This window comes from Rhodococcus sp. S3, assembly GCF_058211795.1.
The window spans coordinates 1,324,816-1,346,472 of record NZ_CM177074.1 but is presented as its reverse complement, the minus strand read 5'-3'; the positions used below and the strand labels follow the sequence as shown (position 1 = coordinate 1,346,472).

Annotated in this window: 22 protein-coding genes; 16 read left to right on the top strand and 6 right to left on the bottom strand. The window is 68.9% G+C overall.

The genetic code is table 11. The annotated features are described in order from the left end of the window. Positions 1 to 6 precede the first annotated feature (6 nt). Both AC0LPE_RS06350 and AC0LPE_RS06345 read right to left on the bottom strand, forming a co-directional pair. Entirely contained in the window at positions 7 to 531 is a 525-nt protein-coding gene (locus AC0LPE_RS06350; protein WP_490605822.1) for a 2'-5' RNA ligase family protein, read from the bottom strand. After that, positions 531 to 1,280 (bottom strand): CPBP family intramembrane glutamic endopeptidase, encoded by a 750-nt coding sequence (locus AC0LPE_RS06345; protein ID WP_085989384.1) that lies wholly within the window; start codon positions 1,278 to 1,280, stop codon positions 531 to 533. Before AC0LPE_RS06345 ends, AC0LPE_RS06350 begins: the two co-directional genes overlap by 1 nt. A gap of 281 nt (positions 1,281 to 1,561) precedes the next feature. Here AC0LPE_RS06345 and AC0LPE_RS06340 point away from each other — a divergent pair, with 281 nt between their 5' ends. After that, positions 1,562 to 3,259 carry a fumarate hydratase gene (locus AC0LPE_RS06340; RefSeq protein ID WP_490605821.1) on the top strand — a complete coding sequence of 566 codons (1,698 nt, stop codon included), beginning with the start codon at positions 1,562 to 1,564 and terminating at the stop codon, positions 3,257 to 3,259. Positions 3,260 to 3,326: 67 nt separating this feature from the next. On the opposite strand, the gene AC0LPE_RS06335 is transcribed toward AC0LPE_RS06340, so the two are convergent. Then, a complete protein-coding gene (locus AC0LPE_RS06335) occupies positions 3,327 to 3,788 on the bottom strand; it encodes a carboxymuconolactone decarboxylase family protein (protein WP_172414827.1) in 462 nt (153 codons plus the stop codon). Between the two features lie 75 nt (positions 3,789 to 3,863). Between AC0LPE_RS06335 and AC0LPE_RS06330 the strand changes: the two genes are divergently transcribed. Continuing rightward, entirely contained in the window at positions 3,864 to 4,754 is an 891-nt protein-coding gene (locus AC0LPE_RS06330; RefSeq protein WP_301846931.1) for a sigma-70 family RNA polymerase sigma factor, read from the top strand. A gap of 67 nt (positions 4,755 to 4,821) precedes the next feature. On the opposite strand, the gene AC0LPE_RS06325 is transcribed toward AC0LPE_RS06330, so the two are convergent. Next, the gene (locus AC0LPE_RS06325) at positions 4,822 to 5,214 is read right to left on the bottom strand and encodes a DUF6037 family protein (protein ID WP_016693638.1); all 393 of its coding nucleotides are present in this window, start codon (positions 5,212 to 5,214) and stop codon (positions 4,822 to 4,824) included. Positions 5,215 to 5,436: 222 nt separating this feature from the next. On the opposite strand from AC0LPE_RS06325, the gene uraD reads away from it, so the two are divergent. Genes uraD through pucL form a run of 3 tightly spaced genes read left to right on the top strand, consistent with a single transcriptional unit; the run spans position 5,437 to position 7,189 of the window. Then, a complete protein-coding gene (gene uraD, locus AC0LPE_RS06320; protein ID WP_145692686.1) occupies positions 5,437 to 5,943 on the top strand; it encodes a 2-oxo-4-hydroxy-4-carboxy-5-ureidoimidazoline decarboxylase in 507 nt (168 codons plus the stop codon). Beyond that, positions 5,940 to 6,263: a hydroxyisourate hydrolase gene (gene uraH / locus AC0LPE_RS06315; protein WP_145692687.1), complete on the top strand. Its 324-nt coding sequence runs from the start codon at positions 5,940 to 5,942 to the stop codon at positions 6,261 to 6,263. Before uraD ends, uraH begins: the two co-directional genes overlap by 4 nt. Positions 6,264 to 6,268: 5 nt before the next feature. Beyond that, a complete protein-coding gene (pucL, locus tag AC0LPE_RS06310) occupies positions 6,269 to 7,189 on the top strand; it encodes a factor-independent urate hydroxylase (protein ID WP_016693641.1) in 921 nt (306 codons plus the stop codon). 28 nt (positions 7,190 to 7,217) lie between these two features. Here the strand turns inward: pucL and AC0LPE_RS06305 are convergent, their stop codons facing one another. Beyond that, positions 7,218 to 8,681 (bottom strand): PucR family transcriptional regulator, encoded by a 1,464-nt coding sequence (locus AC0LPE_RS06305; RefSeq protein WP_253249922.1) that lies wholly within the window; start codon positions 8,679 to 8,681, stop codon positions 7,218 to 7,220. A gap of 140 nt (positions 8,682 to 8,821) precedes the next feature. Between AC0LPE_RS06305 and AC0LPE_RS06300 the strand changes: the two genes are divergently transcribed. The 11 genes from AC0LPE_RS06300 (at position 8,822) to AC0LPE_RS06250 (ending at position 20,672) form a co-directional block, all read left to right on the top strand. Continuing rightward, a complete protein-coding gene (locus AC0LPE_RS06300; protein ID WP_490605820.1) occupies positions 8,822 to 10,195 on the top strand; it encodes an 8-oxoguanine deaminase in 1,374 nt (457 codons plus the stop codon). Positions 10,196 to 10,200: 5 nt separating this feature from the next. Then, positions 10,201 to 11,073: an FAD binding domain-containing protein gene (locus AC0LPE_RS06295; RefSeq protein ID WP_490605819.1), complete on the top strand. Its 873-nt coding sequence runs from the start codon at positions 10,201 to 10,203 to the stop codon at positions 11,071 to 11,073. Continuing rightward, the gene (locus AC0LPE_RS06290; protein ID WP_490605818.1) at positions 11,070 to 13,766 is read left to right on the top strand and encodes a molybdopterin-dependent oxidoreductase; all 2,697 of its coding nucleotides are present in this window, start codon (positions 11,070 to 11,072) and stop codon (positions 13,764 to 13,766) included. The genes AC0LPE_RS06295 and AC0LPE_RS06290 overlap by 4 nt, the downstream gene beginning before the upstream one ends. 353 nt (positions 13,767 to 14,119) lie before the next feature. Next, on the top strand, positions 14,120 to 14,374 hold the full coding sequence (locus AC0LPE_RS06285; protein ID WP_255027380.1) for a hypothetical protein: 255 nt from the start codon (positions 14,120 to 14,122) through the stop codon (positions 14,372 to 14,374). Then, a complete protein-coding gene (locus tag AC0LPE_RS06280; RefSeq protein ID WP_490605817.1) occupies positions 14,371 to 15,006 on the top strand; it encodes a Rieske 2Fe-2S domain-containing protein in 636 nt (211 codons plus the stop codon). The genes AC0LPE_RS06285 and AC0LPE_RS06280 overlap by 4 nt, the downstream gene beginning before the upstream one ends. Continuing rightward, a complete protein-coding gene (locus tag AC0LPE_RS06275; protein ID WP_301846911.1) occupies positions 15,003 to 15,590 on the top strand; it encodes a glutathione S-transferase family protein in 588 nt (195 codons plus the stop codon). Before AC0LPE_RS06280 ends, AC0LPE_RS06275 begins: the two co-directional genes overlap by 4 nt. 35 nt (positions 15,591 to 15,625) lie before the next feature. Beyond that, the gene (locus AC0LPE_RS06270) at positions 15,626 to 16,126 is read left to right on the top strand and encodes a thiamine pyrophosphate-binding protein (RefSeq protein WP_016693649.1); all 501 of its coding nucleotides are present in this window, start codon (positions 15,626 to 15,628) and stop codon (positions 16,124 to 16,126) included. Continuing rightward, the gene (locus AC0LPE_RS06265) at positions 16,123 to 16,746 is read left to right on the top strand and encodes a thiamine pyrophosphate-dependent enzyme (RefSeq protein ID WP_016693650.1); all 624 of its coding nucleotides are present in this window, start codon (positions 16,123 to 16,125) and stop codon (positions 16,744 to 16,746) included. Before AC0LPE_RS06270 ends, AC0LPE_RS06265 begins: the two co-directional genes overlap by 4 nt. A gap of 1 nt (position 16,747) precedes the next feature. Beyond that, positions 16,748 to 18,298, top strand: a complete 1,551-nt coding sequence (locus AC0LPE_RS06260; RefSeq protein ID WP_490605816.1) for a GMC family oxidoreductase — start codon at positions 16,748 to 16,750, stop codon at positions 18,296 to 18,298. Then, positions 18,295 to 19,182, top strand: coding sequence for an aromatic ring-hydroxylating dioxygenase subunit alpha (locus AC0LPE_RS06255; protein ID WP_490605815.1), 888 nt, complete (start codon positions 18,295 to 18,297; stop codon positions 19,180 to 19,182). Before AC0LPE_RS06260 ends, AC0LPE_RS06255 begins: the two co-directional genes overlap by 4 nt. Continuing rightward, a complete protein-coding gene (locus tag AC0LPE_RS06250) occupies positions 19,179 to 20,672 on the top strand; it encodes an aldehyde dehydrogenase family protein (RefSeq protein ID WP_301846897.1) in 1,494 nt (497 codons plus the stop codon). Before AC0LPE_RS06255 ends, AC0LPE_RS06250 begins: the two co-directional genes overlap by 4 nt. On the opposite strand, the gene AC0LPE_RS06245 is transcribed toward AC0LPE_RS06250, so the two are convergent. Beyond that, on the bottom strand, positions 20,636 to 21,628 hold the full coding sequence (locus tag AC0LPE_RS06245; RefSeq protein WP_301846895.1) for an isopenicillin N synthase family dioxygenase: 993 nt from the start codon (positions 21,626 to 21,628) through the stop codon (positions 20,636 to 20,638). The two genes, AC0LPE_RS06250 and AC0LPE_RS06245, sit on opposite strands and share 37 nt — an antisense overlap. Positions 21,629 to 21,657 lie beyond the last annotated feature (29 nt).

Below are 21,657 nucleotides of genomic sequence, written 5' to 3'. Positions count from 1 at the left end.
TTTCCCTCACGGGATCATCCGTAGCGACGTGTGCTCGCCGGTGGCGGTGTCGATCAGCACCGCGCGATCGAGTGTCGCTTCGATCGGCAGCACGTCGTAGACGACCGCACCCAGACGGTCGAGTTCCTCGCGCCGCGTTCGGGGACTCAGCGAACAGTGCGGTGTCCAGCGCCCCGGGACGTAGTAGCGGTGCAGGTCCGCCCCCGTCGTCTCCACGACCCGCACGACGCGATCCTGCCGTTGCACGAGTTCGGCCGAGGGCGCGGGCACGAGCGACGCCCGGCCGCGCCGGAACAATCCGAGAGTGTCGATGTAGACCGGGACCGGTCCCCCGTCGGGTATGTCCTCGAGGGCCGAGACGACGGCGGCCCGGTCGTAGGTCCGCAGCACCGCGTACGACAGGTGCGGCACGTGCTTGCGGTGCGTATGGGTGAGCAGGGTGGGGATGCCGCTCTCCTCGAGTCGGCCCCACAGGCGCCGGATCGCGCGGTCGGTCTCGGTGTCGAACAGGAGACAGACCGCCAGCGCCATCAGTTGAGTGTGGCGTGCCAGACGAGCGCGGCGGCGAGGGCACCGGCGCCGTTGAGCGACCAGTGCAGGGCGATGGGCGCGAGGATGCTGCCGCTGCGGCGACGCAGCCACGTGAACACGAAGCCCGCGGCGGCGGTCGCGATCACTGCACCGACGATGCCGGCGATCTGCGCGAGCAACCCGGCTCCGAGGAAGGCGCTGAGGCCGGCGTTGCCCGCCGTGAGACCGAACGACGAGGCGACGTGCCACAGGCCGAACAGCAGAGATCCCGCGGCGAAGACCCCGCGTGCGCCCCACACCCGCTCGAGGGTTCCGTGGAGCACCCCGCGGAAGGCCAGTTCCTCGGGGATGACGGTCTGGAGCGGGATGATGATCATCGAGGCGAGGAGGGCGCCGGAGATCGTGGCGTAGCGCTCGGAGAGGAAGAACTGCCTGGTGAAAGGCAACGCGATGCCGATCGCGACCACCGCCAGGACGAGGCCGACGGCCGCTACCGAGTAGAGCGTCCCCCTCTTCCAGTGCCGGGGTGAAAGTCCGAGTTCCGACCAGCGCATGCCGCGTCGGCGCATCATCGCGACCAGCACGCATGCTGCGATCGGCACGGTCGCGATCGACGCCCACGCCGTGGTGAAGTGGGCGATCAGGTTGGTGGTGACGAGCACCGCGATCACGACGGCGAGATCGATCCAGGCGTGGAAACGGGGAAGCCAGGCCAGCGACGGCAGGCGTCCGGTCTCGGGCGAGGGCAACCGTTCGATTTCTACGGTCACGTGCGATCCCTCCGGAAACTCTCGAACATCCGGTCAAGTGTACGGTTCGGGGCCTGCCGGCCGCCGTGACGGCGGACACTCCGGCCCCGACTTCTTTCCGGGATTTCCGGTCGTCGGCGACATAAACACGCCACCGAAAGTCGCGAGACGCAGGTCACATTCACTCTGCAGGTCGAGTCCGTCACATGCCCCGTTGTCAAGGCCTTGCGTCGGCGCCGCTAACGTGTACGGCGATCATCAGCCCTCTTCCAGGAGAAACAATGGCCGACTTCCTCTACGAGGACCTGCTGCCGATCGGGGAAGACCCCACCGAGTATCGGTTGCTGACCACCGAGGGGGTGTCCACCGTCGAAGGACCCGACGGCCGCACCTTCCTGAAGGTGGAGCCCGAGGCCCTGCGCCTGCTCACCGAGACCGCGCTGCACGACATCTCCCATTACCTGCGCACGGATCACCTGAAGCAGCTGGCGAGCATCCTCGAGGACCCCGAGGCGTCGAACAACGACAAGTTCGTTGCGCTCGACCTCCTGAAGAATGCGAACATCGCCGCCGGCGGCGTGCTGCCCATGTGCCAGGACACCGGCACCGCCATCGTCATGGGTAAGCGCGGCCAGCAGGTGCTCACCCCGGGCGACGACGAGGAGTCCATCGCGCGCGGTGTGTACGACGCGTACACGAAGCTGAACCTGCGGTACTCGCAGAACGCCCCGCTGACCATGTGGGACGAGAAGAACACGGGCAACAACCTGCCGGCGCAGATCGAGCTGTACGCGGACACCGCGAAGGGCCACGAGAACGCCTACAAGTTCCTGTTCATGGCCAAGGGCGGCGGATCGGCCAACAAGTCGTACCTGTACCAGGAGACGAAGGCCATCCTGAACCCGGACTCGATGATGCAGTTCCTCGAGGCCAAGATCCGCTCGCTCGGCACCGCGGCGTGCCCGCCCTACCACCTCGCGATCGTCGTCGGCGGCACCTCCGCCGAGTTCGCGCTCAAGACGGCCAAGTACGCCTCGGCGCACTACCTCGACGAGCTGCCCACCGAGGGTGCCATCACCGGCCGCGGCTTCCGCGATCTCGAACTCGAGAAGAAGGTCTTCGAGCTCACCCAGAAGATCGGCATCGGCGCGCAGTTCGGCGGCAAGTACTTCTGCCACGACGTCCGCGTCGTCCGCCTGCCGCGCCACGGCGCGTCGCTGCCCGTCGCGATCGCCGTCTCCTGCTCGGCCGACCGCCAGGCCAAGGCCAAGATCACGCCCGAGGGTGTCTTCCTCGAGCAGCTCGAATTCAACCCCGGCCAGTTCCTGCCCGAGGTCACCGACAGCCAGCTCGACTCCGAGACGTCGGGCGTCTCGGGCACGGGCAAGGGCGCCGCGGTCAGGATCGACCTCACCCGGCCGATGCCGGAGATCCTCGCCGAGCTGTCCAAGCACCCGGTCAAGACGCGCCTGTCGCTCACCGGTCCGCTGGTCGTCGCGCGCGACATCGCGCACGCGAAGATCAAGGAGCGCCTCGACCGCGGCGAGGAGATGCCGCAGTACCTGAAGGATCACCCGGTCTACTACGCCGGTCCGGCGAAGACCCCCGAAGGTCTCGCGTCGGGTTCGTTCGGCCCCACCACTGCCGGTCGCATGGACTCCTACGTCGACCAGTTCCAGGCCGCCGGCGGCTCGATGGTGATGCTCGCGAAGGGCAACCGCTCCAAGCAGGTCACCGACGCATGCCACAAGTACGGCGGCTTCTACCTCGGTTCCATCGGCGGCCCGGCCGCGCGCCTGGCGCTCGACTGCATCAAGAACGTCGAGGTCGTCGAGTACGAAGAGCTCGGCATGGAAGCGGTCTGGAAGATCGAGGTCGAGGACTTCCCCGCCTTCATCGTCGTCGACGACAAGGGCAACGACTTCTTCGCGCACACCGGCGAGGTCACGCTCACGGTCGGCAAGCGCCCCGGTCTGTAGACCCGGCTCCCTGTAGACGCACTACCCCGAACGGCCCGGCAGGATTCCTGCCGGGCCGTTCGTGATGTCAGCTCCGGGGTGCCGCTCCGGCCGGTTGCCGGATCGTGGCGTTGACCCGGTTCCACATGTTGATCGTCGCGATCTGCATGACCAGCGCGGCCAGTTGTTTCTCGTCGTAGATGTCGGCCGCGGCGTCCCACACCTCGTCGGAGACGGACTCCGGCCGATCGGCGATCCGTGTGACGGCCTCGGTGAGCGCGAGGGCGGCGCGCTCGGCCTCGGTGAACCGTCGCGATTCGCGCCAGGCCGCGACCGCCGTGAGCCGCTCGACGCTCTCCCCGTCGTCCAGTGCTTCACGCGTGTGCATCTCCACGCAGAAGCTGCACCCGTTGATCTGGCTCGCCCGCAGGTGCACCAGGTGGACCGTGAGGGCCGGAAGCCCGGTGTTCTCGTAGGTCCGGCCCGCGGCCTGCAACGCATCGAGGGTGCCGGGCAGCACCATCACGGGATTGTTCATTCGTGCTTCCATCGTCTGCTCCTGTCACATCGGTTCTTCGGGATCCGTCATTTCCTTGACGGATCCCGACGGAAGAATGTGACGACGATGGACGAGGAATTTCTGGCCAGGGAGTTCGACGCACACCGCGAGCGCTTGCGCGCGGTCGGTTTCCGGATGCTGGGATCGGCTGCGGAGGCGGACGATGCGGTGCAGGAGACGTGGTTGAAGGTAGCCCGCGCCGACACCGATTCCGTGGACAACCTCGGCGGCTGGCTCACCACCGTGATGAGCCGCGTGTGCCTCGACATGCTGCGGGCACGTTCGGCGCGTCACGAGGTCGTCGTCGGCGAACCCGTCGAAACACCTCGACGGAACGACAGCTCCGAGGTTCCGGAAGACGAAGCCGTGCTTGCAGATTCGATCGGTATCGCGATGATGGTGGTCCTCGACGCGCTCGGACCCGCCGAACGTCTCGCCTTCGTGCTGCACGACATGTTCGGCATGCCGTTCGACGAGATCGCGCCCGTCGTGGGCCGATCCCCTGCCGCGACGCGTCAGCTCGCCAGCCGTGCCCGGCGGCGGGTGCGCGGTGCACGTACGGCGTCGTCCGGTGCCCGGGATCCGCGTCGGGTGGTCGACGCCTTCCTCGTCGCGGCCCGCGAGGGTCGTTTCGAGGATCTGCTCGCGGTGCTCGATCCCGACGTGGTGCTCCGCGCCGACACCGTGGCGGCAGCGAATGCCGAGACGGGTCGGCTGCACGGTGGCCCCGCGCTCGAGCCGGAACTGCGCGGCGCCGAGGCGGTGGCACACGCCTTCCACGGCCGCGCACGCGGTGCGGTGCCCGCGACGATCGACGGTGTACCCGGGGCGGCGTGGGCGCCGGGCGGGATCGTGCGGTCGGTGTTCCGCTTCACCGTCGAGGACGGTCGCATCGTGGCGCTCGAGGTGATCGCGGATCCCGAGGCGATCACCACGCTCGACACGGCTCTGCTCTGACGCCTGCTCCGATACGGGTCGAGCCCGGCGGGAGTGATCCCACCGGGCTCGAACCGTCGTGTGCTCGTCAGGCAGCGCAGGTGTGCGTCCGCGCGAGCACCGCGGGCGACTGCACGACCACCTGCTGCAGGAAGTCGAGGACGATGCCCGGTGCCGGTTCGGCGCCGGGTGCCAGCACCGAGCACAGTGCGCGGTACTGGTCGTCGCTCATCACGGGCGCGATACGGAAATGCGTGGTCATCGCGAGCGTGAAGTCGATTCCGAAGTCGCGGGCGCGGACCTGCAGCTGCGGACCGTGCTCCCCCGCGATCAGGCAGATCTCGAAGACGGCCCGTCCGGCGGTGTGCTCGAACGATGCGGCCGGAACGTTGTTGCGGACCATCTGCCGGTAGAGAGGCCGCAGTCCGCCGAGCACGACCGGCGGAAGCGTCACTGCTCGAGGACGGTCGGCGGTGAACATGTGATCACTCCTTCAACCCCTGCGACCCCATCCGGGTCGCCCACTTTTTCTGGAATAAATCCAATAACTGGAACTATTCCAGAAAAACGTTCCAGACGCAACCACCTCGTTGGCCGATCATCCAACCGGCGCACCCGCGGCGGACCGAACTCTGTACCGCTTGCACCTCCCCCGCCGCACGTCCACCGGACAGTATCGAATGCACCGACGAAAGGAGGGTCCGTGCAGCTCACAACGGCCCGGTTCGATGCGATGCCCGAGGACGACGCCGTCGCACTGTTGCTCGACTGCTGCTCGAGCCGGACATGGGCGCACTCCGTCGTCGCGGCGCGCCCGTTCCGTTCGCGCACCGTGCTGCTCACCACCGCCGCTGCTGCGGCCGAGAACCTCGACGGTGACGACCTCGCCGACGCCCTCGCCGGCCACCCGCGCATCGGCGAACGCAGCGAACACGCCGCCTCCCGCCGCGAGCAGTCCGCCGTCACCACGGCCGACGCCGACATCCTCGACCGGCTCGCCGCCGGCAACCGCGAATACGAGGAACGGTTCGGGCACGTCTACCTCGTTCGCGCCGCAGGCCGCACGGCGCCGGAACTGCTGGAGATCCTCGAGCGGCGCCTCGGCAACGACCCGGAGACCGAGAAAGCCGAGATGCGAGCCGCGCTCGCCGAGATCACCCGACTCCGCCTCGAGCGGATCGTCACCGAGACCGCAGGGAGCCGCATATGAACACCCTGAGTACCCACGTCCTCGACGCGACAGCCGGTACGCCCGCAGTGGGATTGCGCGTCACCCTCACCGACATGCACGGAACCTCGTTGGGCGCCGGTGTCACCGACGACGACGGGCGCCTCGCCGGTTTCACCGACGCACTGCCCGAGGGCACCTACCACCTGACCTTCGCCACCGGCGAGTGGTTCTCGGGTCACGGAGTCGCGTCCTTCTATCCGGAGGTGACCGTCACCTTCCGTATCCCGGAGGGCAGCAGCCACTTCCACGTGCCGCTCCTCCTGTCGCCCTATTCGTATTCCACCTACCGCGGGAGCTGACCACCATGACCGAACTGACCGGCAAGATCGTCCTCGGACCGCACCGCTACGGCAAGGCCGAGAACCGGGTGGTGCGCATCGTGCGCGACACCGACCGCCACGAGATCCGCGACCTGAACGTCTCCTCCTGCCTGCACGGCGATTTCGACGCCGCGCATCTCGAAGGAGATCAGGGCACGGTGCTGCCCACCGACAGCCAGAAGCAGACCATCTACTCCTACGCCAAGGAGAAGGGCGTCGAGTTCGTCGAGGAGTACGGCCTCGCGCTCGCACGGCACTTCGTCGACGACGTCGAACCCGTCCGCTCGGCGCGCATCGAGATCGAGGAGTACGCCTGGGAGCGGGTCGTCGTCGACGGCACCGAGCACGACCACACCTGGACACGCAAGGGATCCGAGGTCCGCACCGCCGCGATCACCGTCGAGGGCACCGGGACCGACCGACGCGAATGGGTGGTCGGCGGCCTGAAGGACCTCGTCGTCCTCAAGTCCACCGGCTCGGAGTTCCAGGGCTTCCTCACCGACCCCTACACGGTCCTCGAACCGGCGGAGGATCGCATCATGGCGACGAGCCTCCAGGCGCGCTGGCGGTTCGCGTCGACCGACGTCGAGTGGGACACCGTGTACGCGGGCGTGCGCGCCACCCTGCTCGAGGTGTTCGCGAACCTCCATTCGAAGGCCCTGCAGCAGAGCCTGTACGAGATGGGCCGCGCCGTGCTCGAACGGTACCCGTCGATCGCCGAGATCCGCCTGTCCGCACCGAACAAGCACCACTTCCTCTACGACCTGGCACGTTTCGGAGTGGAGAACGCCGGTGAGGTCTTCCACGCCGACGACCGGCCCTACGGACTGATCCAGGCGAGCGTGCTGCGCGAGGACGCCCCCGATGCCGGCATCGCCTGGGAGCCCTACACCGGCGCCATGTAATCGCTCACGCAGTCACGACGGATGTCGCTCACGCGAGAGCGGGTTCCAGCGAACGCAGCGCGAGATACAGATCGAAGCGGTCACCGGTGCGCGCGAGGGAACGCCCGGTGAGCGCTTCGACCCGTCCGATGCGGTAGCGCACCGTGTTCAGGTGCACGTGCAGTCGATCGGCCGTGCGCCGCCACGATCCGTCGCAGTCGAGGAATGCCTCGAGGGTCGCGAGCAGACCCGCATCGGTGCGCCGGTCGTGCTCGACGACGTCCCCGAGCAACCGGTCGGCGTAGGCACGCCGCAGTTCGTCGGGCAGGGTCGACAACAGGTCGAGCGCCGAATCGAGTTCGGCGCGTCGCACCGACACCGGACCCGGATCGTTGTGTGCGGCAGCGCATGCCGACGCCGCCGCACGGACCGCGCCGGCCGGGTCGTCGTCGGAACTCTGTCCGCCGACACCGACGAACATCCGGTCGCCGCGCAACGCCGGCGCGAGACGCCCGAGGCGTCGGCTCAACAGCCGTGCCACATCGACGTCGCTGCCGATCGCCGGGGCGACCACCCTGTTCGCCGCGTCGATCGACGTGACCGCTCCGTCCAGGACGTCCTCGACGAGACCGCGCAGGACGTCCGGCGAGATCCGGCCCTCGACTTCGGCCACCACCGCGACCCGCGAATCCGCAGCGCGCACGGTCGGGGTCCGGTCGGTGATCTCCCATGCCACCCGGCGCCGTTCGTCGCGCCGGATCCGATCGAGAGCGACCACCGCGGCGAGCTCGGAGAACGCCTCGACGCACTCCGGTCCGCTCTCATCGTGCCGGATCACCAGGAACCACGCGTCGATCCGGTCCGTCAGTCCGCGTCCCACCGGCAGGACGGTGAGATCGCCCACGAGCCGCAGCGGAAAGCGGTCGGCGATCAGCGCGGCTGCGGTGATCCGGTCGAGCTCGGTCTCGTCGAGCTCGGCGCCTCCCGCGACCGTCACTCCCGTGGAGGTGATCAGTGCCGATTCCACCCCGAGTTGCTGCGCGAGTCCGTCGAGCAGCTCCCCCACGCTCCGGCCGTCGGCGACGGCGGCGAGCCATTGCCGCTGCCGTGCCAGACCCGTCTGCAGGCGATCCATCCTCGCCCCGGCCATCTGCCCGGTCATGTATTCGATGACCCGGCTGAACGGCACCTCGTCGGGCACGACCAGCAGCGGCATACGGTGCCGCGCGCACGCCTCGACCACGTCGTCGGGTACCCGGCCGTGCAGGGCCTCGCCCGCGGCCATCGCCGTCACCCCCGCTCCGACGAGCCGTTTGACGAACAGATCGGAGTCCTCGGCGGAGCGCCGCCACACCAGGCCGGTGAACACGAGCGAGCCTGCGCTGACGTAGCGCGTGGGGTCGGGCATGTCGGTGGTGCACGCGCGCAGCACCGGACGGCTCAGGGCCTCCGCATCGCCGTGCAGTACACCGATTCCGAGCCCCGGCGCCTCCACCACATCTCGAAGAAGCACGATGTTCACCTCCTGGTGACGGTCTTGGACGATCGCACAGTACGAGCCGCGGATTTCCGAGGTGTTTCGTGCGTGCTGCCGCAGAGGTACATCTGCCCGGCGCAGTTGACTGGAGACTCCGACGATCCGAGGAGTCGACTATGCACGCGCATCCCACCACCCGGCCGCTCGTCATCCGCGGCGCACACGTGGTGAGCATGGACGCCGCCCGCGCCGAACACCGCGACGGATATGTCGTCATCTCCGGCAACCGGATCGTCGCGGTCGGCTCGGGCGAACCGACCGGATACGACGACGCGCAGATCGTCGACGGCACCGGCTGCGTGCTCACCCCCGGCCTGATCAACACCCACCACCACCTGTACCAATGGATCACGCGCGGGCTCGCCGCCGACCACACCCTGTTCGAATGGCTCACCACCCTCTATCCCGTCTGGGCCGGCATCGACGCCGACGCCGTGCACGTCGCGGCCAAGGGCGCACTCGCGCATCTGGTGCGCACCGGATGCACAACCAGCACCGACCACCACTACGTCGTGCCCCGCGAGGGCGGGGACGTCTTCGGCGCGGAGATCGCCGCAGCGGCCGAGGTCGGTATCCGCTTCCATCCCTGCCGCGGGTCGATGGACCTCGGTGCGAGCGCCGGGGGTCTGCCGCCCGATCACATCGTCGAGGACATCGACGCGATCCTCGAGGGCAGCCGCGAGGCCGTCGACCGCTGGCACGATCCGTCCTTCGATTCGATGCTGCGGGTCGCGCTCGCGCCGTGCTCGCCCTTCTCGGTGACCGGCGAGCTCCTGAAGCAGTCGGCGCTGCTCGCCCGCGATCTCGGGGTGCGGCTGCACACCCATCTCGCCGAGACCCTCGACGAGGAGGACTTCTGCCTCGAGAAGTTCGGATGCAAGCCCGTGCAGTACATGGAATCGCTGGGCTGGACCGGCCCCGACGTCTGGTACGCGCACGCCGTGCACCTCGACGACCGCGACATCGGTGTGCTCGCCGCGTCGGGTACGGGTGCGGCCCACTGCCCCACCTCGAACGCCCGGCTCGGTGCCGGCATCGCCCGCGCCGCCGACCTCTACGCCGCGGGCGTACCGCTCGGCCTCGGTGTCGACGGTGCCGCGAGCAACGAGTCGTGCTGCATGCTCGAAGAGGCCCACCACGCCGCACTGTTCGCCCGTGCCCGCAGCGGCCCCCGCGCCATGACCGTGCGCCAGAGCCTCGAACTCGCCACCATCGGCGGCGCCCGGGTCCTCGGACGCGAGAACGAGATCGGATCGATCGAACCCGGCAAGCTCGCCGACCTGGCGCTGTGGCGCATCGACGGCCTCGCCCACTCCGGCATCGCCGACCCGGTCGCGGCCCTCGTCCTCGGCAGCACACCTCCTCTCGAACTGCTCCTGATCGACGGCCGCGAGGTGGTCGTCCGCGACGAGGTCCGGACCGTCGACGAGAACGTCGTGGCACGGCAGGTCGCGGCGGAACACGCCGCGCTGGTCGCCAAGGCGGGGTGAAAGCGATGGATCTGCACAACATCACCGCCTATGACATCGCCCGCGACCGCGCCGATCTGACCTTCGAGGACGGCGCCGCCCCGTTCGGCGGTGGCACCTGGCTGTTCTCCGAACCGCAACCGCACCTGCACCGGCTCGTGGATCTGTCCGGTCTCGACTGGCCCGCGGTGACCCGGCATCCCGACGCTCTGGAGATCGCCGCGACCTGCACGGTCGAACAGTTGGCCGCACTCTCGGACGAAGCGGAACATCCTGCGGCACCGCTGTTCCGGCAGTGCGCCGAGGCACTGCTGGCGTCGTGGAAGATCTGGAAACGCGCCACGGTCGGCGGCAACATCTGCCTGTCCTTCCCCGCCGGCGCCATGATCTCGCTGGCGACCGCACTCGACGCGGACGCGGTGATCTGGACGACCGACTGCGGCGAACGGCGGATCCCGGTGGCCGACTTCGTTCTCGGAGTCGCCTCCAACGCCCTCGCACCCGGCGAGATCCTGCGAAGCATCCGGATCCCATTGCACGCTCTGAACTCCCGCACGGCCTTCCGCAAGATCGCGCTGTCCCCGCTCGGACGATCGGGAGCCGTCGTGATCGGTCGACGAGATCTCGACGGCAGCGTCACGCTCTCGATCACCGCGTCGACGGTGCGTCCCTGTCTCCTGCGGTTCACGGAAGTCCCGCCGGCACAGGAACTGTCCGACGCACTGGTTCGTCTCGTCCCGGCGACGAGTTACTACACCGATGCGCACGGCGCAGCCGACTGGCGACGTGCCGTCACTGCGGTTCTCGCCGAAGAGATCCGCGCCGAATTGTCGAACACTGCACTGCCGAATACTGCACTGTCGAACGCTGCGCTGTCGAATACGGAGGTTCAGCCGTGAAACTCACCGTCAACGGCCACGAGCGCGACGTCGACCCCCGGCCCGGCCAGTGTCTGCGCACCCTGCTGCGCGAGACCGAACACTTCGAGGTCAAGAAGGGCTGCGACGCCGGCGACTGCGGTGCGTGCTCGGTCCTGCTCGACGGCGAACCCGTCCACTCCTGCGTGGTCCCGGCCGTGCGGGTCGAGGGCCGGGAGGTCACCACCGTCGCCGGTCTCGGCACCCCCGACGACCTGCATCCCGTCCAACAGCAGTTCGCCGACGCCGCCGGTTTCCAGTGCGGCTTCTGCACCGCCGGCATGATCGTCACCGCATCCACCTTCACCGACGAGGATCTCGATGACCTGCCGAAACGCTTGAAGGGCAACCTGTGCCGGTGCACCGGCTACCGGTCGATCGAGGACGCCCTGCGGTCGCGCACCAACGTCGAACAGGTCGACGGCCCGTCGTGCGGCAGCTCGCAGCGCGCACCCGCCGCGACGCGCGTCGTCACCGGCACCGAGCCGTACACCCTCGACACCACCGTCGAAGGCCTGCTGCACATCGCCGTCCTCGGCAGCCCGCACACCCATGCGCGGATCGTCTCCGTCGACTCTTCGGCCGCCGAGGCACTCCCCGGTGTCCACGCGGTGCTGTACCACCGCGACGCCCCCGCCACCGCCTACTCGACGGCCCGTCACGAGAACCGCAACGACGATCCCGACGACACCTACCTGTTCGACCGGGTCGTGCGCTTCCGGGGACAGCGGGTCGCCGCGGTGGTCGCCGAGAGCCCGGCGATCGCGCACCAGGCGCTCGCGTCGATCCACGTCGAGTACGAGCAGCTGCCCTTCGTCCTCGATCCCGACGAGGCCCGGCAGCCGGGGGCTCCCCTGCTGCACGCCGACAAGTCCCCCGACGCACGCATCGCCGATCCCGGACGCAACGTCGTCGCCGCGATCCACGGCAGCAGCGGGGACGTCGACGCGGCGGTCGCCTCCGCTGCGGCGGTGGTGCAGGGACGCTGGCAGACCCACCGGGTCCAGCACACCCACCTCGAAACCCACGGGGCCATAGGGTATCTCGACGAGACCGGACGGCTCGTCATCCGCAGTTCCACCCAGGTTCCGTTCCTGGTGCGCGACGAGCTGTGCCACATCTTCGGACTCGAACGGGACCGGGTGCGCGTGCACACCGCCCGGGTGGGCGGGGGTTTCGGCGCCAAGCAGGAGATGCTGGTCGAAGATGTCGTCGCGGCGGCGGTCCTGAGGACGGGCCGTCCGGTGCAGTGGGAGTTCACCCGCTCCGATCAGCTCACCGTCGCTCCGTGCCGGCATCCCATGCGGGTCGACGTCACCCTCGCCGCCGACACCGACGGTGTCCTCACCGCCCTCGCGATCGACGTGCTGGCCGACGCCGGCGCCTACGGCAACCACAGCCCCGGGGTGATGTTCCACGGCTGCACGGAGTCGATCGCGGTGTACCGGTGCCCGAACAAGCGCGTCGACGCCGAATCCGTGTACACGAACAACCGGCCGTCGGGTGCCTTCCGCGGTTACGGTCTCGGCCAGGTGATCTTCGCGGTGGAGTCGGCCATGGACGAACTCGCCGGCAAGCTCGGCATCGACCCGTACGAGTTCCGGCGCCGCAACATCATCCTGCCGGGAGATCCGCTGGTCGCCGCGCATCCCGAGGGCGCCGACCTGACGTACGGCAGCTACGGACTCGACCAGTGTCTCGACCTTGCCGAACGGGCGATGGCGCGCACGGGTGGCCGGCCCGCGCCGACCGGTGATCACTGGCGGATCGGCGAGGGCATGGCGCTCGCGATGATCGCGACCAACCCGCCCAACGGGCACATCTCCGAGGCGTCGATCGAACTTCTGCCCGACGGCCGGTATCTCGCTCGGGTGGGCACGGCGGAGTTCGGCAACGGCACCACCACCGTCCACACCCAGATCGCGGCCACCGCTCTCGGCACCACCCCCGACCGGATCATCGTCCACCAGTCCGACACCGACGTCACCACCCACGACACCGGCGCGTTCGGGTCGTCGGGCACGGTCGTCGCGTCGAAGGCCCTGCTGGCAGCCTCCCACGAACTGCGACGCCGGATGACCAAGGCCGCTGCGGAGCTGACCGGCCTCGACCCGGAGCAGGCCGAACTGCGAGCCGACGGCGTGCGGTGCGGCGATCGTCTCGTCCCTCCCAGTGAGCTGCTGCAGGTCGCGGGTGGCCGGTTGCGCGCCGAGGGACGTCACGGCGGTCTGCCGCGGTCGCTGTCGTTCAACGTGCAGGCATTCCGCGTCGCCGTCGACACCCGTACCGGCGAGGTGCGGATCCTCCGCTCGGTCCAGGCCGCCGATGCCGGCACCGTCCTCAACCCCGAGCAGTGCCGCGGGCAGATCGAAGGCGGCGCTGCGCAGGCGCTCGGTGCGTCGCTGTACGAGGAGATCATCTCCGACGACGCGGGTCGTGTGACGACGGATGTGTTGCGCAACTACCACATTCCGCAGTTCGCGGACGTCCCGCGCACCGAGGTCTACTTCGCCGACACCTACGACGAACTCGGCCCCATGGGCGCGAAGTCCATGAGCGAGGCCCCGTTCAACCCGGTGGCCCCGGCGTTGGCGAACGCCGTGCGCAACGCCATCGGGGTGCGGCCGCACGAGCTGCCCCTGTCCCGCGACCGCATCTGGCGACTCATGCAGTGAGACCGATCCGTCGAGACCGGTGTTGTGTGCGATTTCCGGCCGGATCTCGCACACGACATCGGTCTCGTTCGTTGTACGGCCGGACACGCAACGCAGCCGTAACACGAAGTTGATGCAGCGGGGTCGATTCGACCCATCGCGCTGTGTAAAGTACTGAACCACATCGGGAATCGAACCGATGATGTCCGTCCGGCCCAGGGCCGGTGAACGATCCGGAGCTCCCCTCCGGAGGAGGACTCTCCGGTGACGGGCGCGAGGGCCGTCGCAGACGAAGCACCCCACGTCCCCGGAGGTTTCCATGCGATGTTCCCCGACACCGAGCCCCTTCCACGGCCGGCGCACCCACTGCTGACATGTGCGGCACGATCTCGTCCACCCTCACGCTGGTAGGACGATTCGATCCGGGCGCCATGGCGCACTTCGTCGCCGCCCGCGCCGACCTGCTGCAGGTACGTGCCACCGTCGTCACTGCGACCCGGCATCGCATCGAGCTGCGCACCGAGGGCGACCCCGACCTCGTCGACGCCCTCGAAACGGCCTGCGCTCTCGCCCCCGGCACCAATGTCGTCCTCGATCTCACTTCGACCGAGAGGAACCCGACCCCATGACCGTCTGGACTCCCGTCGCTCTCGCCCGCGACATCGAGCCCGGCACCGCGACCGGCACCACCGTCGACGGGGACTCCGTCGCGCTGTGGCGCGGCACCGACGGCGCCGTGCACGCGTGGGCCGATCGTTGCCCGCACCGCGGCATGCGCCTGTCCTTCGGATTCGTCCGCGAGGACCGCCTCGTCTGCCTCTACCACGGGTGGCAGTTCGACGGCGCCGGCGCGTGCAGACACGTCCCTGCCCACCCGCGGATGGAACCGCCGAAAACCGTGAAACCGCAGCAGTATCGGACCGTCGAGAGCGCCGGATTCGTGTGGGTGGCCCCCACCGATGCCGACGGCGCACCCGACGTTCCCGACACGGCGATCACCCCGGTGCGATCGGTGTGGATCGACGGTGACCGGGACACCGCCCTCGCCCTCCTCGGCCTGGACGGAACCGGTGCCGTCGCCACTGGCACGATCGACGGAACCGACGTGATCGCCGGCATCCAGACGATCGACGCGCACACCACGGCCGTGCACGTCGTCGCCGCCGGCGTCGTCCCGGCCGACACCGTGAACGCCCTCGTCCACCGACTGCACGAGCTCCGCGACTCCGTGTCGTCCGCGCGAGAGGTAGTGGTCTCATGAGCATCCCTGTCCTGCACGACTTCCCGCTCGACCCGCGGTGTTACTCCGTACGACTGGCACTGGCGCTGCTCGGCGTCGAGCATCGCGTGCAACCGGTCGACGTGTTCCCCGGTGGCGCCCACCTCGAACCGCCCTACCGCGAGCTGACCCCCACCGGCGTACTTCCGGTGTTCGAGACCGGAACGGCGACCCTCGTCGGATCGATCGACGTCCTCGTCCACATCTCCGGCGGAACCGCATGGGCCGCACCGTCCGACGACTGGATCGACTTCGCGACCGGACCGCTCGAACAGTTCTACTCCTGCCGGGAACGATCGCTGTACACGACGGATCCCGTCGACACCACGGCCGCTCGCGCGGTGGTGCAGTCGCTCGACGACCTCCTCGCGTCCCGCACGACGGACGACGCATGGGTGGCCGCCGACCGGCCGACCGTCGCCGACATCGCCCTGTTCCCCGCCGCTGCCCTGAGCCGGGACATCGCAATCGACCACGACCGCTACCCCGCCCTGCGCAGCTGGATCCGGCGCATCAAGCAACTTCCCGGCTTCGTGGAGATGCCCGGAATCCCCGTCTTCCCCTGATCTTTCCGACCGCCCACATTCCGAAAGGACGCCACATGCAACAGTCCACCGTCGACGCGGTGATCCGCGGCCTGGAGAAGGCCGGCGTCACCACCGTGTGCTACCTGCCCGACTCCTTGTTCAAGGAGCTCTACCCCGCCCTCGACGCGCACCCCACGATCCGCACCATCCAGGTCACCAACGAGGGTGAGGGCGCCGCGATCTGCGGCGGAATCTTCCTGTCCGGCAAGCGTGCCGCGCTCATCATGGAGAACTCCGGCCTGCGTGCGTCCGTCGAACCCCTCGCCCGCATGGGCCTCGGTGCCGGCATCCCGGTGATCATGCTCATGAGCTACCGCGGCGAGCTCGGCGAGAACAACTGGTGGGCCGTGCCGCACGGCATCACGATGGAGCCGATCCTCGATGCCCTGCGCATCCCGTACCGCATCGTGCGGGAGGAGGACGCGATCGAACGCGCCATCCACGACGCGTTCGAGTGGTCCTATTCCGCCTACCACCATTCCGCCATCGCCCTCGGAGGAGGACTCGTCCGATGACCACCATGCGCATGACCCGATTCGAGTGCATGCAGGCACTCGCCGCCCGGCTCGAGAACGAACTCGTCATCCTCTCCCTCGGCGCGAGCGTCGACGAGTGGTACAACGCCGCCCCGCACATGCGCGAGGCCAGCCTGTTCCAGCAGCAGCTCGGCTGCGTGACCCCGCAGGCGTTCGGTCTCGCGGTGGGCCTGCCGCACCGCCGCATCGTCTCGCTCGACACCGACGGCGGCATGCTGTTCAACCTCGGCATCCTCGCAACCCTCGCCAACGAGCAGCCCCGCAACCTGTTCACGGTGGTGTGGGACAACGAGTGCTACCAGTCCATCGGTGGGCCGCCGACCCACACGGCGAAGGGCAAGGTCGACATTGCCGCGATCGCCCGCGGAGCGGGAATCGAGAAGGCCTACACCGCGGAGACCCTCGAAGAGTTCGACAAGCACTGCGTCGCAGGGCTGTCCGCCGACGAGCCGTACGTGCTCGTCGCGAAGGTCTCGAGCGTCGTGCAGCCGGGCATCAAGCGCAAGCACAGCGACGGCCGGGAGGACAAGTACATCTTCGTTCGCCACGTGGAGGCGACGGAGGGCATCACCATCATGGGTCCCAGTGAACACAACTGAAGTGAACACAACCGACGGATTCGACTACGTCGTCGTCGGCGGCGGGTCGGCGGGGTGCGTCCTCGCCGCCCGCCTCACCGAGGATCCCGACACCACCGTGCTGCTCCTCGAGGCCGGACCGGACCACGCCGGTCTCACCTCGATCGACGCGCCGGCGACCTGGGCGGGACTGCTCGGCGGCGACTACGACTGGGGGCACAGCTACGCGCCCAACCCGTTGCTCGACGGTCGCGCCGTGCCCATCCCCCGCGGCCGGGTTCTCGGCGGATCGAGCAGCCTCAACGCGATGCTCTGGTATCGCGGGCACCCCTCGGACTACGACGCGTGGGAGACCGCCGGCGCGAAGGGCTGGAACTTCGCGTCGCTGCTCCCCTGGTTCCGCCGTGCCGAGGACTGGGAGGGCGGCGCCACCGCCTTCCGCGGCGCCGGAGGCCCGGTGCGCATCACCCGGCCCGCCGACCCGCATCCCATCGCCACCGGATTGCTGAACGCCGCAGCCGAACTCGGCATGGCCGTGCTCGACGACTGCAACGGACCGGACATCGAAGGCGCCTCCCTGGCGAACCTCACGATCGACGACGGCCATCGCGTCAGCACGGCTCGTGCCTATCTCGATCCGGCGCGGACCCGGCCCAATCTCACCGTGCGCACCGACGTCACGGTGTCGGGGTTGGTGTTCGACGGCGACCGGTGCGTCGGTGTGCGGTACGGCAGTGGAAGCACGGACACCGTGGTCCGTGCCGACGCCGAGGTCCTGCTCTGTGCCGGTGCGATCTCGAGCCCGCACCTGCTGCTGCTCTCCGGGATCGGCGATCCCGCGCACCTGCAGGAACACGGAATCCCTGTCCACACCGCACTTCCCGGTGTCGGACGCAACCTTCAGGACCATCCCCTGCTTATGGGTGTGAACTTCCGGGCCCGCAACCCGCTCGGGCCGGTCCGCGACAACGGCGGCGGCGCGATCCTGAACTGGCGCTCGGACCCGTCGCTGGACCTGCCCGACCTGCACGCCTTCGTCGTCCAGGGTGCGCACGCCACCCCGGAGGTGGCCGCACGCTACGACGTCACCGGCGACGTCTTCGCGATCTCCCCGGGTCTCATGCGCTCCTACAGCGTCGGACAGCTGAGCCTGCGGTCCGCGGATCCGGGCACAGCACCGATCATCGATCCGCGCTATCTGTCCGATCCCCGCGACCTCGACGCCCTCGTCGCCGGCCTCGACCGCATCTTCGACCTCGCCGAGACCTCCGCGCTACAGGAACTGGTCGAGGCACCCGCCGCACCGGACCGTCGTCTCGGCCGCACCGACGCCGAGGCCTTCGTCCGCTCCAGCTGCGCGACCTTCTTCCACACGGGTGGCACGTGCGCGATGGGCGTGGGACCCGACGCCGTCGTCGACCCGGACCTGTGTGTCCACGGCGTGGACGGACTGCGCGTCGTCGACGCCTCCGTCATCCCGGTGCTCCCGTCGTGCAACACGAACGCCCCCGTGATCGCCCTCGCCGAGCGCGCGGCCGCGCTGATCACCGGAACCGAGAGGAGACTGTCGTGACGACCAGCATCACCACACGCTGCGACGACCCGGTCGTGCTGAACCAGTGGTATCCGGTCTGTTCCGAACAGGAGGTCGCCGAGGGCGTCGTGAGCACCCGCCTGCTCGGCGCCGACATCGAGTGCAGCGTCGACGCCGACGGCGAACCGACGGTGCGCGACGGCGACGCCGTGCTTCCGGTGCAACGCCGATACGGGTTCGTGTGGACCACGCTCGGCACCCCCGACAAGGACGTCTTCCCCATCGACGAGGCCGACGAACCCGACCGGCGCTACGTGCCGTGCGGGTGGGTCACGCTGCGGTCGTCGCCCGGCCGGGTGGTCGAGAACTTCCTCGACATGGCGCACTTCCCGTTCGTGCACACCGGCATCCTCGGAGGCGAGGCCGCCACGGAGGTCGCACGCTACAAGTGGGAGATCCGCCGGGAGACCGACGAGGTGTGGGCCACCGACTGCACGTTCTTCCAGCCGCAGATCTCCGCGGCCTCCGAAGGCACGTTCGCGCAACTGACCTACCGCGTCCCGAATCCGTATCAGGTGATGCTCTACCGGGTCTCGCCCTCCGATCCCACCCGTCTCGACGCGATCGCCCTGTTCATCCAGCCGATCGACGAAACCCTGTGCCGCGCACAACCGGTGATGTACCTCGTCGACCCGGATTCCACGCACACCGAACTGGTGCAGTTCGAGCAGGTGATCTTCCTGCAGGACCGCATCATCGTCGAGAACCAGCGTCCGCTGCTACTGCCGCTCGATCCGCGCGACGAGATCCCCACCCGCGCCGACGCCTCGTCGGTCACCTACCGGCGCTGGCTCAAGGCCAAGGGACTGCGTTGGGGCGCCCTGCCGTTCCGTCCCGTCCATCCCCGAGGAGCAGACACGTGATCACCTCCGCCCTCCCCCGGTACTGCGCCGACTTCCTCCGCGACGGCACGAAATCGCTGCTCGTCGACGGCCGGTGGATCCCCGGTTCCGGCGAACCCTTCGAGACGATCGACCCGGCCACCGGCGTGCCGCTCGCGACGCTCGCGTCGGCGGGAGCCGGCGAGGTGGACACCGCGGTCGCCGCCGCGCGCCGCGCCCTGCAGAACGAGTGGGCGTCGTGCACCCCCGCGGCCCGCGCTCGCGTGCTGTGGCGGATCGCCGAGACCATCGACGCCCACGCCGACGAACTCGCCGAACTCGAGACCCTCGACCAGGGGAAAGCCTGGGCGACCTCCCGTTTCGCGGAGATCCCCTCCGCAGCCGAGCAGTTCCGCTACTACGCGGGTTGGGCCACGAAGATCACGGGGACCACCGTCACGCCCTCGATCACCTACGCACCTCCGGGACGGAAGGTCGTCGCGCACACAGTGCGCGAACCGGTCGGTGTGGTGGCTGCGATCGTGCCGTGGAACTCACCGCTGCTCATGGCCGCGATGAAGCTGGCGCCGGCGCTCGCCGCGGGATGCACCGTCGTGCTCAAGCCGGCCGAGGACACCTCGCTGACCGCCCTGCGGTTCGGGGAACTGCTCGCGCAGAGCGGAATTCCCGACGGGGTCGTCAACATCCTCACCGGTGGCGGCGAGGTCGGGCGCATGCTGGCCGAACACTCGGGGGTGGACAAGGTGACGTTCACCGGGTCCACGGAGGTCGGGAAGAAGCTCGTCGCCTCGGCCGGAGCCCGCAATCTCTCGCGGCTCACCCTCGAACTCGGCGGAAAGTCCCCGGCGGTCGTCTTCGGCGACACCGATCTGCCGCTGACGATCCCCGGTCTCGCGCGCGGTATCTTCGCCAACTGCGGGCAGGTGTGCGTTGCCGGTTCCCGGATCTACGCCGAACGGCGCGTCTACGAGCAGGTCGTCGACGGTCTCGCCGCTGCTGCGGACACCCTGCGGCTCGGCCACGGACTCGACGACGACACCGACCTGGGGCCGCTGGTGAGCCTGCGGCACCGCGAGACGGTGGCGTCCTACGTCGACGACGGAGTCCGCGCGGGTGCCACGGTCGTGACGGGTGGTCGCATGGTGGGCGAGACGGGCAGCTTCTACGAGCCCACCGTGGTGGTCGACGCCGCCCCGGATCTGCCGATGATGCGCGAGGAGATCTTCGGCCCGGTCGTGACGGTGACACCCTTCGACGATCCCGACGAAGTGATCACCTGGGCCAACGACACCGACTACGGTCTCGCGGCGAGCGTGTGGACATCGGATCTGTCGCGGGCCCACAGGGTGGCCGACGCGATCCGCGCCGGCACCGTGTGGATCAACTGCCACTCCTACTTCTCCCCCGAACTGGTCAAGGGCGGCCACAAGCAGTCCGGCTGGGGTTACGAGAACGGCGCCGCCGGGCTGGAGAACTACTTGGAGACCAAGACGGTGTGCTTGTCGATCTGATCGTCGGTCGGGGCCCCGAGGTACGCGTGCGTCGCTTCGAACCGCGACTGCAGGTACTCGCCGGCCCCGATCGGTGGATGGATCGGCTCCGCACCCGGTTCGACACAGGTCGGGATCGCCTCGATCACGGCGTGGTAGTCCGGAGTGACGAAATAGGGCAGCGAATAGCGGTGTCCGTGCGTGGGATTGAGCACGCGATGACGGGTGGAGACGTAGCGGTGGTTGGTCCATCGGGCGATCATGTCGCCGAGGTTGACGATCAGCGCGTCGGGCGGGGTCACGACGTCGATCCACCCGCCGCCCCGCGCGGCGACCTGCAGCCCGCCGATGTCGTCCTGGGCGAGCAGCGTCAACGAGCCGTAGTCGGTGTGAGGCGCGATGCCGAGTGCGGTGTCGCCGACGGGAACGGGTGGGTAGTGCAGCATACGGAGCGACGCGAGCGGGTCGGTGAACATCGGCACGAAGGCGTCGGCGTCGAGACCGAGAGCGAGTGCGAGACCGCGCATGAGGTGAGCGTTGATGTCCAGGCATGCCTTCGCGTACTCGTCGGCGACGCTCTTGAAGCCGGGCATCAGCGAGGCCGGCCACTGTGCCGGACCGTGCAGCGGCGTGCCCGCGATCACCTCCGGATGATCGGCCGCACGGTCGGTGGTGATGTCGAAGGCCTCCTTGCCGTCGGCTCCGACGGTGGGGTCGAGTGTCTCGGTCTTCGACGGCACGTATCCGCTGTGGCAGGTGGATTTCGCGATGGCGATCTCCATCTTCTCCTCGAAGGGCAGCGCGAAGAAGCGCCGCGCCTGCTCCATCGTCGCCGCACGGAGGTCGGGGTCGAGTCCGTGACCGGTGACGACGAAGAAGCCGAGGTCGGTACACGCGGCGTCGAGCGCGTCGGCGACGGCATACGGGTCGCTCCCGTCGCGCAGCGGATGCAGATCGATGAGAGGCAGGGATTCCATGGGTGACTCCTGGCAGGAACGGACCGATG

Coding starts and splice junctions, on each gene's coding strand:
- AC0LPE_RS06350 (WP_490605822.1), bottom strand. CDS start 531: ATGGCGCTGGCGGTCTGTCTCCTGTTCGACACCGAGACCGACCGCGCG.
- AC0LPE_RS06340 (WP_490605821.1), top strand. CDS start 1,562: ATGGCCGACTTCCTCTACGAGGACCTGCTGCCGATCGGGGAAGACCCC.
- AC0LPE_RS06335 (WP_172414827.1), bottom strand. CDS start 3,788: ATGGAAGCACGAATGAACAATCCCGTGATGGTGCTGCCCGGCACCCTC.
- AC0LPE_RS06330 (WP_301846931.1), top strand. CDS start 3,864: ATGGACGAGGAATTTCTGGCCAGGGAGTTCGACGCACACCGCGAGCGC.
- AC0LPE_RS06325 (WP_016693638.1), bottom strand. CDS start 5,214: ATGTTCACCGCCGACCGTCCTCGAGCAGTGACGCTTCCGCCGGTCGTG.
- uraH (WP_145692687.1), top strand. CDS start 5,940: ATGAACACCCTGAGTACCCACGTCCTCGACGCGACAGCCGGTACGCCC.
- pucL (WP_016693641.1), top strand. CDS start 6,269: ATGACCGAACTGACCGGCAAGATCGTCCTCGGACCGCACCGCTACGGC.
- AC0LPE_RS06300 (WP_490605820.1), top strand. CDS start 8,822: ATGCACGCGCATCCCACCACCCGGCCGCTCGTCATCCGCGGCGCACAC.
- AC0LPE_RS06295 (WP_490605819.1), top strand. CDS start 10,201: ATGGATCTGCACAACATCACCGCCTATGACATCGCCCGCGACCGCGCC.
- AC0LPE_RS06285 (WP_255027380.1), top strand. CDS start 14,120: ATGTGCGGCACGATCTCGTCCACCCTCACGCTGGTAGGACGATTCGAT.
- AC0LPE_RS06280 (WP_490605817.1), top strand. CDS start 14,371: ATGACCGTCTGGACTCCCGTCGCTCTCGCCCGCGACATCGAGCCCGGC.
- AC0LPE_RS06275 (WP_301846911.1), top strand. CDS start 15,003: ATGAGCATCCCTGTCCTGCACGACTTCCCGCTCGACCCGCGGTGTTAC.
- AC0LPE_RS06270 (WP_016693649.1), top strand. CDS start 15,626: ATGCAACAGTCCACCGTCGACGCGGTGATCCGCGGCCTGGAGAAGGCC.
- AC0LPE_RS06265 (WP_016693650.1), top strand. CDS start 16,123: ATGACCACCATGCGCATGACCCGATTCGAGTGCATGCAGGCACTCGCC.
- AC0LPE_RS06245 (WP_301846895.1), bottom strand. CDS start 21,628: ATGGAATCCCTGCCTCTCATCGATCTGCATCCGCTGCGCGACGGGAGC.